The sequence below is a fragment of the Pseudonocardia sp. GCM10023141 genome (assembly GCF_042653605.1).
Window position 1 is genome coordinate 37481 of sequence record NZ_JBHSIR010000009.1, and the last position, 12482, is coordinate 49962.

A 12482-nucleotide genomic window follows, 5' to 3' on the forward strand; every position below is an offset into this window, starting at 1 on the left:
ACCGCGCTTCACGGCACGGCACTGAGCGGCCACCGCCTCCTGATCGTCAGGAGGCGGTGGCCGCTTTCACGCGGCGGAGCAGTTCGCGCACCGTGGCGAGCGTCTCGTCGGGGTGGTCGAGCTGCAGGTTGTGTGCCGCGTCCGGCCACGAGATGAGCGGCGCGTCGAGCGCGGACGCGAGCCGGGTGTGGGACCGGCGGATCGCGTCGGTCGGCTTGCGGTCGGCGGTGACCACCACGGCCGGCACCCGGGGCAGGTCCGCGTCGCGCAGCCCCGCCGACAGCGCCGTGATGCCCCGCACGGCGCGGGCCAGCTTCGGGATGTCGAGGTCGCCGATCCTCGCGTGGGGGGCCGCACAGTCCGGTCGCAGCCGCAGGCGACGGCGCTGCCGGGCGAACGATGCCCGCAGTGCCGCGGCGAGCAGTCGGCGCACGGGCGCGACGCGGGTCGCCTTCTCGATCAGGTTCGTGGTGCGTTCGAGCCGCGCGCACCCCGCCGCGTCGTTGAGCGGGGTGGGGTCGAGCAGGACCAGGCCCGCAACGGTCTCGGGGTCCGTCCACGGGCACCGGTGCTCCTCGCTCTCGCCGGTCCACGCATCCTGCCAGCGCCTGCGCGACGGGTGGCGCCGGAGATCCTGGGGAAGACGGGACCGTGCGGAATTACGGAGACCGCGCCGACTCAGAGCGGCCGCAGCGCCACGAACGGGAGCTCCGCCACGAGCCGGCGCCGTGCGTCGGGAGTGCCGTCGTAGGTCCACCCGACGAGCCGGCTCAGCACGACGCGGATCACGGGAGCCGCCCACCGGTTGCGGCGCTCGTAGTCCGCCAGCACCGCGAGGGCCTCGGTCGCACCGAGGACGCGGTGGCGGGGTGCGAACCGCTCCCGCCCGATGGCGACCTCGACGGCCGGTCGTGCCTGCAGGTTGCGGTACCAGTCCGCGGACCGTCCGGTGCCGGACAGCACGATGAACTCGGCCGGTTCGCGACCGACGCCGACGACCTCGAGCATCGTCCGGTAGCGGCGACCGGAGCGCCGCCCGACGTGGGAGAGACGCAGGAACCGGTGGCCAAGCAGCCACCCCGCGTTCCGGTCGTAGAGCACCGCCGGGGCCCGCAGCAGCCACCGGCCCGCACGGCGGAGCGCCCGCCTCGACGCTGATCGCGCGGCCCGCGGTCGGTTCACGTCCGACGGATCCGGTCGCAGGTCTGCTCGACCTCGTCCCAGACCCGGCGCGCCTCGGCGTCCCGATCGAGCCACTGCCGAGCGGTCGCGGCCGCGTCGGGATCGCCGTTCTCGGCGAGGACGTGCAGGTCCACGATGCGGTCCCGCCACGAGCCGGCCGCCTCGACGGGGAGCGGGGGAACTCCCGGCGTGATCACCGGTGCGCCAGGTACATGTCGCGCAGCACATCCGCTTCCAGGCGCATCTCGTCGAGCCGGTGGCGCACGACGTCGCCGATGCTGACCAGGCCGCACAGCACGCCGTCCCGGACGACCGGGAGGTGGCGCTGACGGGTGTGCGTCATCTCCGCCATCAGGTGCGCGAGCGAGTCGTCGGGAGCGCAGACCGGCACGTGCCGGTGCATGAGGTCGCCAACGGACCGCTCCAGCACCGCCGGGCCGGCCCGGTGCAGGGCCTTGATCAGGTCGCGCTCCGTGAGCAGGCCCTCGACGCGGCCGCGGCCCTCACCGTCGCAGACGACCAGCGCTCCGATCTGCGGCGGCCCGGCCAGCCTGCGGATCGCCTCGGTGACCGGTGTCCACGAGTGCACCGTCTCCACCGCATGCCCCTTGATCTTCAGGATGTCCGAGACCTTCACACCGCACCTCCGAGCGCACCTGGTCACTATCACGCAATGATTGCGCTTAAGCATACATTGCGTCCGATCGAACACCCCATGGCAATGTTTGGCGCTGCGCAGGCGGCGGGGCACACTGGCACACGTGAAGAGCAGCGGCCGGACCGGCGACGAACGAGACATCGAGGCGGTGATGGCCGCCGCCCGCGTGCTGGTCGGGGTCAGCGCGCAGTCCGTGGCCGCCATCGACGACCTGGTCACGCTGCCGCAACTGCGCGTGCTGGTGATGGTGGCCAGTCGCGGACCGCTCAACCTCGGCGCCGTCGCAGCCGGCCTCGGCGTCCACTCCTCCAACGCGACGCGCCTGGTCGAGCGGCTGGTCGTGGCCGGGCTGCTCGACCGCCGCGACGACCCCGCCGACCGCCGCAACCTCCTCCTGGACCTGACCGCGGCCGGTCGCGACCTCGTCGACAACGTCATGGACCACCGCCGGGCAGCCATCGTCAAGATCCTCGAACGGATGCCGGAGAGCAGGCGGCGCGCGCTCGCCTCGGCGCTGCGGTCCTTCGCCGAGGCCGGGGACGAGATCTCCGACGACGCGGTCTGGTCACTGGGCTGGACCACCACCCACGGCTGACACCCTCCGGGGCGAGTGCTCTTCATCACCGAACGCACAAACGATGCTGACCTATCATCGTTGCGGTTGAGCACATATCCCGCCTCGGAGGTACCCGCAGTCGTGAACGCCGCACCGCATCCGCGACGCTCCCATCTCGGGGACTTCACCGTGACCCCGCGCGTCCTGCAGATCATCGGCTGGGCGCTGCCGATCGGCGCCGCCGCGGCCGTGGCCGCCTGGGGACTGCTGCGTCTGATCGGGCTGATCACCAACCTGGTCTTCTACCAGCGGGTGTCGTCCGCGATGGTGGCACCGGGCGCCGCCCATCCCCCGGCGTGGCTCGTGCTGGTCGCCCCGGTGCTGGGCGGCCTCGTGGTGGGTCTCATGGCCCGATACGGCTCGGAGAAGATCCGCGGCCACGGCATGCCCGAGGCGATCGAGGCCATCCTCATGCGCCGCAGCCGCGTGGAGCCCCGGGTCGCGGTGCTCAAGCCGGTGTCCGCTGCGGTGAGCATCGGCAGCGGCGGCCCCTTCGGAGCCGAGGGCCCGATCATCATGACGGGCGGCGCCGTCGGCTCGATCCTCGCGCAGGCGCTGCACCTGAGCGCCGACGAGCGCAAGGCGCTGATGGTCTCCGGCGCGGCGGCCGGGATGGCCGCCACCTTCAACGCGCCGCTCGCGTCGGTGCTGCTGGCGGTGGAGCTGTTGCTGTTCGAGTGGCGCCCGCGCAGCTACCTGCCCGTTGTCGCCGCGGTCGCCGTGGCCACGATCGTGCGGGGCCCGCTGCTGGGCACGGCACCGGTGTTCCCGATGGCCGCCGACGCGCTGCACCCGGGCGCCGCCGCGGAGCTGCTCTGCGTGGTCGCCGGGGTGATCGGTGCGCTGCTCGCGGTGGCCGTGACGGCGCTGGTCTACTTCTCGGAGGACACCTTCGCCCGGCTGCCGCTGCACTGGATGTGGTGGCCCGCCATCGGCGGGCTGATCATCGGCATCGGCGGCCTGATCGAGCCGCGCGCGCTGGGCGTGGGCTACGACGTCATCGCCGACCTGCTCAGCGGGCGGGCCGCGATCTCGCTGATCGTGGGCATCCTGATCGTGAAGAGCCTGATCTGGGGCCTGTCGCTGGGATCGGGCACCTCCGGTGGCGTGCTCGCCCCGGTCTTCATGATCGGGGCGTCGCTCGGGGCGCTGGAAGGGCTGGTGTTCCCCGCGGTCGGACCCGGGTTCTGGGCACTGATCGGGCTCGCCGCGGTGGTGGGCGGCGTCATGCGATCCCCGCTGACGGGGGTGGTGTTCGCGCTGGAGCTCACCCACGCGTGGCCGGCGCTGCTACCACTGCTGATCGCCTCGAGCGCTGCGTACGGGGTGTCCGCCCTGGTACTGCGGCGGTCGGTGCTCACCGAGAAGATCGCCCGGCGCGGCTTCCACCTCTCCCGCGAGTACGACGTGGACCCGCTCGAGGTGCTCTACGTCAACGAGGTCATGCACACCGACCCCGCGTGCCTGCCGATGACCGACCACGTCGGGTCGGCCGCGCTGCTGCTGGAGCGCACCGTGCCGCGGCCGGAGGGCCGCGGCGGCGACACCCCCGTCCGGGAGCCGTTGCAGCGGCTGTTCCCCGTCGTGGACGCCGACCGCAGGCTCGTCGGTGTCGTGCCCCGCCAGTCGCTGGCCGAGGCGGTCGGCAGCGCGCCACCGACCGCGGATCTCCTCCTGACCCGGCCCGTCGTCGTGCACGACGACGACACCCTGCGCACCGCAGCATCCCTGTTCGCCGAGTACGGCGTGACGGCCGCGCCGGTGGTCGCCCGCGACGAGCCCGACCGGCTGCTCGGGCTCGTCACCGTGGAGCACCTGCTCGACGGTCGCCTGCGCGACCTTGCCGAGCACCACCACCGCGAACGCCTCATCACCCCCGGCCGCTGGGTGCGCGGCGGCCGTCGCCGCCAGGCCGATCCCCTCTAGGGCTTCAGCACGCCCGCCCACCCGTCAGCGCCGCCCACCGTCAGCGACCGCCCCCGGACGGGGGTTCCCCGACCTGGAACTCGGCCACCGTCCAGGCTCGGGCCTGCTCGCTGATCGTCACGCCCAGACCGGGACGGGCCGAGAGGTGCATGAGCCCGTCACGGATCTCCAGATGCTCGACGAACAGCGGGTCGAGCCACTCGAAGTGCTCCACCCACGGCGCCATCGGACAGGCCGCGGCGAGGTGCACGTGGATCTCCATCGCGAAGTGCGGGGCGAGTTGCAGGTTGCGGTGCTCGGCCAGCGCCATCACCTTCAGGAACGGGGTGATGCCGCCGATGCGCGGCGCGTCGGGCTGCACGATGTCGGCGCCGCCGAGGCGGATCAACTCGGCGTGCTCCGCCACGCTGGTGAGCATCTCGCAGGAAGCCGCCGGAGGTGTTGTAGCAGCGCACCGCGTCGCGGTGCGCGCCGAGCAGCTTCGCGAGCGGCAGTCCGGCCCGCTTGGCCTTCAGGACCCACAGCGCCACGTCGAAGGCCGCGATCGCCTGCACCGCCAGCCCGCTGCGTCCCACCGACGCACCCGCCCATGCGAGCTTCGTCGCGATCTTCGCGATGTCGCTGGGGTCCTCCCCGATCAGGACGGGGGCGAGCTCGCGGGCGTGCGCGAACTGGCCGGGGCCGCCCGCGCGCTTGGAGTAGCTGAAGCCCACACCCTCGACGCCCGACGCGGTGCTGATCTCCGCGAACAGCATCGCCACCTCGGTCATCGGTCGCTGCCGGCCCGTCAGCACCTTCGCGTCGCTGATCGGGGTGGCCAGCGGCAACGTCACCGAGGAGATCCGCACGCCGGTGATGCTGTCGAGGACGGCCGGATGGGACGCGCCGGGATCGGACACGTGCTACTCCTTCTCGATGACGGCGGGCACCGGCCCGCTGGTGGCGCGGACGATCAGCTGTGCGGGCAGCACCCGCTGCGGGGTGATGTCGCTGCCGGCGATCATCGCGAGCAGCATCGCGACGGCCGTGCGGCCCGCCTCGAGCGTGGGCACCGCGATCGTGCTGAGCGCCGGGTGCGTCATGGCCGACATCGGGATGTCGTCGTAGCCCAGCACGCTGATGCGGCCCCGGCACCGCGACGCCCCGCACCCCGAACCGGTTGAGCAGGCCCAGCGCGATCAGGTCGTTGTAGGCGATGACGGCCGTGGCGCCGGAGGCGAGCACGAGGTCGGCTGCGGCGACACCCGCGTGGAACTGCGGCGGGAAGTTGCCGAGGTGGACCAGATCGATGCCGGTGGCCGTCGCGTTGATGCAAACGTTTGGAGAGCTGGGCAGGGGGTGCGGTTGGTGATCAACGCCCACCGGTTCGGTGTTGACCATGAGCAGGTGGGCGTTGATCACGGCACCGTTGGTCGAGCCGGCCGCCGGCGCGCCTGCCGCTCCCGAACCAACCCCTGATCCGGCATTGCGCACACGACGGGCGCAGCCCTATCCTCATTCGACTACAACATGTAGCGAAATGAGGTTGATGTGGCCGGGCGCCCCCGAGATCCCGATCTCGAACTGCGACTGCTGGACGCGGCGTGGTCCCTTCTCACGAGCGGGGGCTACGACGCGCTGAAGCTCAGCCAGGTCGCGTCGCAGGCCGATGCGCACCGCACCGACGTCTACCGGCGCTGGTCGAGCAAGGCACAGCTCGTCGTCGATGCGCTCGCCGAGCACCTGCCGCCCGTCGCGGCGGTCGACACGGGCACGTTGCGCTCGGACCTGCGGGCCATCGTCGAGGACTTCGCCGCGTCCTGGTCGTCGGAGTGGATCGACGGGCTGATGGGGTTGCTGGCCGACCTGCAGCGCGACCCCGATGCCGAGCTCGCCTTCCGGCGGATGGCCGAGCGCCGGGGCGAGCCCCTGCGCACCGCCATCGTCCGCGCGACCGAGCGCGGCGAGATCGGCGACGTCCCCGATCTCGCGCTCGTGGGCGACCTCGTCGAGGGACCGCTGATGCACCACCGGATGCTGGGTCGCCAGCCGCTGACACCGGAGTTCCTGGACGCGGTCACGGTGGTGGCGTGGCGCTTCCTGACCGGGGCCCTCCTCTCCGCCGATCAGGCGACGCCGTGAGCGGCGCGCTGCACGACCTGTCCGCCGCGGCGCAACTGCGAGCGCTGCGGGCCGGTGAGGTGAGCTCCCGGGAGCTGACCCGGCACTACCTGGACCGCATCGAGAAGCTCGACGATGAGCTCGGTGCCTTCGCCACCGTCACGCCGGAGCTCGCCACCGCGGAGGCCACCCACGCCGACGCCCGAATCGCCGCAGGCGAGTGGTCGCCCCTGCTCGGGCTCCCGATCGGCATCAAGGACCTGTACGCGACGGCAGGCGTGCGCACGACCTTCGGTTGCGCCGCGCTGGCGGAGTTCGTCCCACCGGCCGACGCCTGGACCGCGGGTCTGCTGCGGAAGGCGGGCGCCGTGCTCGTCGGCAAGACCAACACCGCCGAGTTCGGGGCCACCTGCTTCACCGACAACGACGTGGCGGGTCGGGCCACGGTCACCCCGTACGACCCGACGCGCTACGCGAGCGGCTCCAGCGGGGGCGCCGCCGCCGCCGTCGCCGCCGGGCTGCTCCCGCTAGCGCAGGCCGGTGACGGCGCCGGTTCGACCCGCACCCCCGCCGCCACCTGCCACCTCGTCGGGGTCAAGCCCAGCCGCGGGCTGGTCACCTCCGCGGAGCCGACGACGTCGTTGATCAGCACCACCGCCGAGGGCCCGATCGCCCGGACCGTCGAGGATGCGGCGCTGCTGCTGGACGTGATGGCGCAGCCCGCACCCGGCGACCCGTACGGCTGGCGGCCCGATGGCCGCTTCGCCGACGCCATCGCGGTGGCCCCGCGGCCGCTGCGCATCGCGATGTGGACCGAGACCGGTGTGGACGGCCGCGATGCCCATCCCGAAGCGGTCCACGCGGTGCAGCGAGCAGGAAAGCTGCTGCAGGAGCTGGGCCACGAGCTGCACCAGGTCGCGATCCCGGCACGCTGCGCCGAACCGGTCGCCTCCGCGCTGCGCACGATGTTCGCCTACGCCGTCAACGCCGTGGTGTCGGCGGCGGTCCCGGCCGACCGCGAGCACCTGCTGCTGCCCTACACCCGGCTCCTCCACACCGCGGGTCGGGCGCTGCGCGGAAGCGACGTCGTCCGTAGCCAGACCGTGCTGGCCCGGTACGCCAGCACGTTCCTCGCCGCCCTCCACGGCTACGACGTCGCGCTGACCCCGGTGACGAGCGGGCCACCCGTGCCGCTCGGGCACTTCCACGCCGACGGGGTGGCGGGCGTCGCCGACGCGATGCTGGCCTGGTCGGCCCCGACCCCGTGGGCCAACCTCACCGGCCAGCCCGCGGTCGCACTGCCGTCCCACCTCGACAGCGACGGCCTGCCCTTCGGCGTGCAGATCGTCGGACGCCGGCAGCACGACGCCGAGCTGCTGGCCCTCGCCACACAGCTCGAACACGCCGGTCTGTGGAACGACGTCCATCCCCCCTGCTGGTCCCAGTGAGAGGCCGCATCCGATGACAACGCAGCATCCAATGACAACGCAGCGTCGCGCCACCGGCAGCAGTCCCGGACACCTCGACCCCGGAGCGGGGTTGGCCGAGAAGGTCGTCCTGCTGCCCGATGGGCGCAGGCTCCGGACCATCACCGCCGGGGAGGGCGACGGTCCGCTCGTCGTGTTCGAAGCCGGCATGAGCGCGCCCGCCGCGTCGTGGGTGCACACCCAGCGCGAGATCGGTGCGCACCACCGCACGGTGTCCTACGACCGCGCCGGCTACGGCGGCAGCGATCCCGACCCGCAGGACCGGACGCTCGAACGGATCGTGGACGACCTCACCGCCCTGCTCGACGGCCTCGGCGAGGAGCAGCCCGTCGTGCTGGTCGGACACAGCTGGGGTGGGCCCATCATCCGGCTGTTCGGCGAGCGCCACCCGCAGCGCGTTGCCGGCCTCGTCTTCGTCGACGCGACCCTCGCCGAGATCATGAGCGACGGGGACGGCCGGGTGCTCGCCTGGTCGTTCCGCGCCGTGGCACTGCTCGCACGCCTCGGCCGCCGGAACCTGATCAGGAAGCTGACACTGCCGCACCTCTCGCCGTCGATCTCCGCGTCCGATGTGGACATCCTCGTGCGCGACTACGCCAACGCCCGCGCCATGCGCGCCGGTTGCCAGGAGGCCGCGCAGGTGGCACCGGCGCTGCGCACGATGCGCCGGCTGCAGGCGGCGGGGACCCCGGACGTCCCGACGGTCTGCCTGCAGGCCGGGCGGATCGACCGCGGCAGGGCGAAGGCCAAGGGGCGCCTGCTGTTCAACCGGGTCGCGACGGAGCTGATGGCCGCCGCGCCGGACGGGCGGGTCGTCGTCGTCGAGGGGGCCGGGCACCTCATCCCCCAGGAGGATCCCGCGGCGGTGCGCGAGGCCGTCCTCGAGGTCGTGGCCGCGGCCGGAGCCCGGCGATGATCCCCGACGAGGTGCTCCCGCCGGTCGTCGCCACCGGGTCCCCCTCCGGGATCGCGGCCGTCCAGGCGACCGGCCAGCGGCGACTGGTCGGCGCGCTGGTCGGCACCAACGCCGCCGCCTACATCATGACGGCGGTACCGATCAACCTGCTGCTCGTCACCCACCTCACCGTGATCGCCGGGGCCGAGGCGACGTCCGCGTTCAGCATCGTCACCGGCGTCGGCGGTCTCGCCGGGCTGATCGCGAACCCGCTCGGCGGGAGGATCAGCGACCGCACGGCGGCCCGCTTCGGCAGGCGCCGCACCTGGATCCTCACCGGCGGCCTCGGCGCCGCCATCCTGCTGGTGATCATGGGCTGGACGACCGAGGTGTGGCAGGTGGCGCTGGGCTGGGCACTCGCCATGGTGCTCGTCAGCTTCCAGCTCGCGGCGACCGCCGCGCTGGCCGCCGACCAGGTGGCCCCGCAGCGGCGGGGAATGGTGTCCGGGGTCGTGGCCTTCGTGGCACTCGCCGGCCCGGTCGTCGGCTTCGCAGTGGTGAGCGCCGTGCCGGCCGTCCCGTGGCTGCAGTGGCTCGTGGTCGGCGTGCTGAGCGCGGCAGGCGTGCTCATGACCGTGGTGCTCGTGCGCGATCCCCAGCACCGGGTGCCGGCGGGCGAACCGCCACTCGACCTGCGGATCATCCTGCGCTCGTACTGGGTCAGCCCGCGCGAGCACCCCGCGTTCGGCTGGGCGTGGGCCGTGCGCTTCCTGATCACTGCCGCGTGGGCGGCCAACAGCTACCTGGCGTTCCTGTTCACGCAGCGCTTCGCCGTGCCCACCGACGCGGTGCCGGGAATGATCTTCCTGTTGACGTTGCTCGCGATCGCCTGCGTCGCCGTCACCGCCTGGGTGACGGGCTGGCTCTCCGACCGGATCCAGCGGCAGAAGCCGTTCGTGCTCTTCGGCGGCATCGTGCTCGCCGCCGGGCTCGTGGTCGTGGCTCTCGCCCCCGACATCCCGATCGCCTACCTGGGCACCGGGATCATGTCGCTGGGCTACGGCACCTTCCTGGCCACCGACTTCGCCCTCTGCCTGCGCATGCTGCCCGACGCCGAGTCGGCGGGGAAGGACTTCGCGGTGCTCAACATCGCCGCCACCCTGCCCGTCGCCCTCGTGCCGCTCGTCGCGCCGGCGCTGCTCGCGGTCGGCGGGTTCCCCGCCCTCTTCGGCGGCATCGCCGTGCTCGGCCTCGTCGGCGCGGCGTGCGTGGTCCGCATCCCCGACATCGGACAGGAAGGCCGGCCGGGCTTCGCGGCCATGCAGCGCTAGGGCGTCGTGGCCCAGATCGGTCGCCAGGCCGGCTCGGGTGCGGGCGCGAGGCTCCGGCAGTGCCGGGTGATCGCGCGCAGCGCCGGATGCGGACGCGTTCCGGCGAACAGCAGCGAGATCGGGTACACGAGCGCCGGACCCCTGATCGGGATGCGGCGCAGGTCGTGGGTCGGCGGCCACAGGTACCGATCGCGGGCACCGACGAGGGTGGCCACCTCCGCGGAGTCGGCGAGGACGTCGAGGAGGACCTCGTTGCCGAAGTTCGGGCCCGCCGCGTCGATGCAGAGGTCGAACTCGGCGGCGAGCTGGTCGTAGAACACGGCCCACTCGCTGCGGGCGGCAATGCCCGGCACCCGGATCCGGTGGCGGCGCAGCTGCGACGGCGTCAGCGTTCCCGTGCCGTCCGCGGCCACGCGGGCGAGGGGGTGCCGGGGGCCGACGAGCACCTCCAGCGGCGAGTCGAACGCGTGGATCATGTGCACGGCGGGTGGCAGGCCGGCCGGATCGGTGACGGTGCGGAACGAGGCGTCGACCTCACCCGCCCGGACGGCGGCGACCGCAACGCGCGGGTCGTCGGCCCGGATGGTCACGACGTCGAGTGCGATCTCGGGGTGCGCGCGCCAGTAGTCGTGCAGGACGACGGCCTGGGCGCTGCGCAGGCCCAGCACGTCGATCCGCAGCGCCCGCGAGCCCGGCCGGACCGCGGTGAGGGCGCGCTCGACGTCGGCGACGATGCCCCGCGCGTGCGGGAGGAACACCTGGCCGTCGACGGTCAGCTCCACCCCGCGTGCGGTGCGGATGAACAGCCGGACGCCCAGCTCGCGCTCGAGGGTCGCGATCCGCTTCGAGACGCCCTGCTGCGTCACGCCCAGCTCGTCGGCCGCATGCTGCAGCCGGCCGAGCTCCGCCGCGCGGACGAACGACCGCACCGCCTCGACATCCACGGGTGCAGCCTAAGCGTGCCCAACCGAGCGTTGTGGCTCGCCGCGAGCCGGTTGTTCGCCCCGGCCCCGGCACGGTTGGTGGGATCAGTGGATGTCGCGATTCCACTGGCTGTGGGCGTCCTACGCCGTCAGCACCTACGGCTCGTGGATCGCCTTCGGGGCGTTCCCCCTCCTCGCGGTGCGCGAGCTGCACGCGACGGCGTTCGCCGTCGCGGTCCTGGAGGCGGCCGGGCTCGCCGTCGCTGCGGTCGTCGCCGTCCCGCTGGGACCGTGGGTCGACCGTCGGGCCGCACGCCCGGTGCTGATGACGATGGACCTGGCCCGGTTCCTCGCGATGGTGAGCGTTCCGATCGCCTACCTCGCCGGCGCGCTGTCCTACGGACAGCTGCTGGCCGTCTCGGTCGTCGCCGCCACCGCGAACATCACCTTCGGCGCCGCCTCCGGCGCGTACCTGAAACACGTGGTCGGGCGGGAGCAACTCCTCGTCGCGAACGGCAGGTTCGAGGCCGCGATGTGGGTGGCGACCGCAACCGGCCCGCCCCTGGGCGGCGCGCTCATCGGGCTGCTCGGCCCGGTCGTCACCGTCACGGCCGACGCCGCCAGCTACCTGCTGTCCGCACTCGCGGTCGGGCGCATCCGGGGCGGCGACGTGGCGCCGCCCGGTGACCCGACCCGGGGCCCGGCCACCACCCTGCGCGGCGCCGACCTGCTGGCCGGCGGGCGGTTCATCCTCCACGACGCCGTGCTGCGGCGGCTGTTCCTCAACGGGATACTGGTCAGCGGCCTGATCATGGCCACCAGCCCGCTGCTCGCGGTCCTCCTGCTGGGCCAGTACCACTACCCGGCCTGGCAGTACGGCCTCGCCTTCGGCATCCCGGCGCTCGGTGGCTTCGCCGGTGCGCGCCTGTCGGGCCGCCTCACGACCCGCTGGGGCCGGCACCGGGTCCTCATCGTCACCGGCCGGCTGCGGTCGCTGTTCCCGCTCGGCCTCGCGCTGGTGGGCCCCGGGGTCCCCGGGCTCGTCACCGTGATCATCGTCGAGGGCCTGCTGATCACCTGCATGGGCATCTTCAACCCGATCTCCGCGACCGAGCGCCTGCAGCGCGCCCCCGCGGGCCACGCCGCCCAGGTGCTCACGACGTGGACGGCCGCCAGCAGGCTCGTGCAGGCCGCCCTGATGGCGCTCTGGGGCGTCCTCGCCACCTGCACCGGCCCGCTCGCCGCGATCACCCTCTCCGGCCTCCTCCTGCTCGCCACCCCGCTGCTGCTGCCCCGCCGGCAGCCATGATGCGGGGTGCCGGACGAGCACCCGTCGCCCCGTTCGACCGCGCCGACCCGTTGGC

14 protein-coding genes and 1 pseudogene are annotated in these 12482 nt (G+C 73.2%); 7 read left to right on the forward strand and 8 right to left on the reverse strand.

From position 1 onward, the window contains the following. Positions 1-46 precede the first annotated feature (46 nt). From ACFPFQ_RS05055 to ACFPFQ_RS05070, 4 genes are all read right to left on the reverse strand, one after another. Entirely contained in the window at positions 47-433 is a 387-nt protein-coding gene (locus tag ACFPFQ_RS05055) for a hypothetical protein (RefSeq protein WP_379615244.1), read from the reverse strand. 245 nt (positions 434-678) lie between these two features. Next, a complete protein-coding gene (locus ACFPFQ_RS05060) occupies positions 679-1182 on the reverse strand; it encodes a nitroreductase family deazaflavin-dependent oxidoreductase (protein ID WP_379615246.1) in 504 nt (167 codons plus the stop codon). Next, the gene (locus tag ACFPFQ_RS05065) at positions 1179-1379 is read right to left on the reverse strand and encodes a hypothetical protein (RefSeq protein ID WP_379615248.1); all 201 of its coding nucleotides are present in this window, start codon (positions 1377-1379) and stop codon (positions 1179-1181) included. Before ACFPFQ_RS05065 ends, ACFPFQ_RS05060 begins: the two co-directional genes overlap by 4 nt. Further along, the gene (locus tag ACFPFQ_RS05070) at positions 1376-1819 is read right to left on the reverse strand and encodes a CBS domain-containing protein (RefSeq protein ID WP_379615250.1); all 444 of its coding nucleotides are present in this window, start codon (positions 1817-1819) and stop codon (positions 1376-1378) included. The genes ACFPFQ_RS05065 and ACFPFQ_RS05070 overlap by 4 nt, the downstream gene beginning before the upstream one ends. A 124-nt stretch (positions 1820-1943) precedes the next feature. On the opposite strand from ACFPFQ_RS05070, the gene ACFPFQ_RS05075 reads away from it, so the two are divergent. Both ACFPFQ_RS05075 and ACFPFQ_RS05080 read left to right on the forward strand, forming a co-directional pair. Beyond that, complete coding sequence (locus ACFPFQ_RS05075; protein WP_379615252.1) at positions 1944-2435, forward strand: MarR family winged helix-turn-helix transcriptional regulator; 492 nt, start codon at positions 1944-1946, stop codon at positions 2433-2435. A 150-nt stretch (positions 2436-2585) separates the two neighbouring features. Then, entirely contained in the window at positions 2586-4382 is a 1797-nt protein-coding gene (locus ACFPFQ_RS05080) for a chloride channel protein (protein ID WP_379615254.1), read from the forward strand. Between the two features lie 40 nt (positions 4383-4422). On the opposite strand, the gene ACFPFQ_RS05085 is transcribed toward ACFPFQ_RS05080, so the two are convergent. The 3 genes and pseudogenes from ACFPFQ_RS05085 to ACFPFQ_RS05095 form a co-directional block, all read right to left on the reverse strand. Continuing rightward, complete coding sequence (locus ACFPFQ_RS05085; protein ID WP_379615256.1) at positions 4423-4788, reverse strand: enolase C-terminal domain-like protein; 366 nt, start codon at positions 4786-4788, stop codon at positions 4423-4425. 124 nt (positions 4789-4912) lie between these two features. Then, a pseudogene (locus ACFPFQ_RS05090) lies at positions 4913-5152 on the reverse strand (enolase); the annotation flags it as partial. A 132-nt stretch (positions 5153-5284) separates the two neighbouring features. After that, the gene (locus ACFPFQ_RS05095; RefSeq protein ID WP_379615258.1) at positions 5285-5497 is read right to left on the reverse strand and encodes a substrate-binding domain-containing protein; all 213 of its coding nucleotides are present in this window, start codon (positions 5495-5497) and stop codon (positions 5285-5287) included. A 415-nt stretch (positions 5498-5912) separates the two neighbouring features. On the opposite strand from ACFPFQ_RS05095, the gene ACFPFQ_RS05100 reads away from it, so the two are divergent. The 4 genes from ACFPFQ_RS05100 to ACFPFQ_RS05115 are packed head-to-tail and all read left to right on the forward strand — an operon-like array spanning position 5913 to position 10195. After that, on the forward strand, positions 5913-6503 hold the full coding sequence (locus tag ACFPFQ_RS05100; protein WP_379615260.1) for a TetR/AcrR family transcriptional regulator: 591 nt from the start codon (positions 5913-5915) through the stop codon (positions 6501-6503). Continuing rightward, positions 6500-7930 carry an amidase gene (locus ACFPFQ_RS05105; RefSeq protein ID WP_379615262.1) on the forward strand — a complete coding sequence of 477 codons (1431 nt, stop codon included), beginning with the start codon at positions 6500-6502 and terminating at the stop codon, positions 7928-7930. Before ACFPFQ_RS05100 ends, ACFPFQ_RS05105 begins: the two co-directional genes overlap by 4 nt. Positions 7931-7961: 31 nt before the next feature. Then, positions 7962-8885, forward strand: a complete 924-nt coding sequence (locus ACFPFQ_RS05110; protein WP_379615264.1) for an alpha/beta fold hydrolase — start codon at positions 7962-7964, stop codon at positions 8883-8885. Further along, positions 8882-10195, forward strand: a complete 1314-nt coding sequence (locus ACFPFQ_RS05115) for an MFS transporter (RefSeq protein WP_379615266.1) — start codon at positions 8882-8884, stop codon at positions 10193-10195. Before ACFPFQ_RS05110 ends, ACFPFQ_RS05115 begins: the two co-directional genes overlap by 4 nt. Here the strand turns inward: ACFPFQ_RS05115 and ACFPFQ_RS05120 are convergent. After that, positions 10192-11139 (reverse strand): LysR family transcriptional regulator, encoded by a 948-nt coding sequence (locus ACFPFQ_RS05120; protein ID WP_379615268.1) that lies wholly within the window; start codon positions 11137-11139, stop codon positions 10192-10194. The genes ACFPFQ_RS05115 and ACFPFQ_RS05120 overlap by 4 nt on opposite strands. A 91-nt stretch (positions 11140-11230) precedes the next feature. On the opposite strand from ACFPFQ_RS05120, the gene ACFPFQ_RS05125 reads away from it, so the two are divergent. Further along, on the forward strand, positions 11231-12427 hold the full coding sequence (locus tag ACFPFQ_RS05125; RefSeq protein WP_379615270.1) for an MFS transporter: 1197 nt from the start codon (positions 11231-11233) through the stop codon (positions 12425-12427). Positions 12428-12482: the final 55 nt, after the last annotated feature.

Excerpts from the sequence above, each read along its gene's own strand:
- ACFPFQ_RS05125 (WP_379615270.1), top strand. The coding sequence starts at position 11,231 with ATGTCGCGATTCCACTGGCTGTGGGCGTCCTACGCCGTCAGCACCTAC.
- ACFPFQ_RS05115 (WP_379615266.1), top strand. The coding sequence starts at position 8,882 with ATGATCCCCGACGAGGTGCTCCCGCCGGTCGTCGCCACCGGGTCCCCC.
- ACFPFQ_RS05110 (WP_379615264.1), top strand. The coding sequence starts at position 7,962 with ATGACAACGCAGCGTCGCGCCACCGGCAGCAGTCCCGGACACCTCGAC.